The organism is Microcoleus sp. S13_C5 (genome assembly GCF_036700845.1).
GTDB lineage: Bacteria > Cyanobacteriota > Cyanobacteriia > Cyanobacteriales > Microcoleaceae > Microcoleus.
Window position 1 is genome coordinate 1 of the sequence record NZ_JAUBPR010000306.1, and the last position, 1,150, is coordinate 1,150.

General features: G+C 46.5%; 1 pseudogene. It reads left to right on the forward strand.

Annotated elements, in window-relative coordinates:
* Positions 1-1,092 (forward strand): annotated as a pseudogene (locus QUA04_RS29770) (hypothetical protein); the annotation flags it as partial.
* Positions 1,093-1,150: the final 58 nt, after the last annotated feature.

Consider the following 1,150-nt stretch of genomic DNA (forward strand, 5'->3'; position numbering starts at 1 on the left):
GAAGACGCAGGAGCGCAAACAGTCACAAATTGGGCCACCTTCAACGCCGGTGCAGCCAACGAAGCTGCCCAAACCGCTACCTACACTGTTAGTAACATCGGCACCCCTAGCTTATTTGCCACATCGCCAGCAATAGATGCAAGCGGCAACCTCACCTACACCCCCGCCACCGATGCTAATGGCACTTCTACCTTTGATGTCAAAGTACAAGATAGCGGTGGCACTGCTAACGGCGGTGTCGATACTTCCGCAGTACAAAACTTTACGATTACCGTTAACTCAGTCAATGACAAACCCAGTTTCACCAACTTAGGGAATCAAACCCTAACAGCTTGGACAAACACAATTCAAACTGTCAGTAATTGGGTAAATAGCGTTACTTTCGGTCCCGCCAATGAATCAAGTCAAACAGTTAGCAACTACACGGTTACTAACACCGACAACACCTTATTTACCACTCAACCAAGTGTAGCAACCAATGGCACACTTACCTACACTCCCAGCGGCAAACCCGGTACTGCCACCGTAAGCGTGCAACTGCAAGATAGCGGTGGTACAGCAAATGGTGGTGTTGACCTTTCCGACATATCCACCTTTAATATCACCATTCCCGTACCAAAAGTTAACCTCACTGCCAGCAAAACTACTGCCAGCGAAACCGGGACAACAGCTATTACCTTTACCGCCACTGCTGAAGGTAACGTCGTCGGCGCTCAAACCCTTGATTTAGCATTAAATGGTACTGCTAGCCCTGCTGATTTTACTGCTGCTATTCCCGCTCAAATCACGATACTCGATGGCAGTAATACGGGGCAAGTAACCGTCACAGTTAATGATGATTTTCTTATCGAAGGTGTGGAAACAGCTACTTTAACAATTAGCAGCCCGTCATCCGGGATAGCATTAGGAGCTACCATTAACCAAAGTGTGACGATTACTGACAATGATACTGCTGGCATTACCATCACACCGACCACAGGATTAACTACCACTGAGGCGGGTGGTAAAGCCACATTTACAGTTCAACTCAAAAGTCAACCCACGGCAGATGTGACTGTAGGTTTAACCAGCGATAATACCAATTTAATATGAAGCTGCATAGAATAGGGCTTCAAGAATAAAATTGTAAGATGACAACGAACTAATTTGC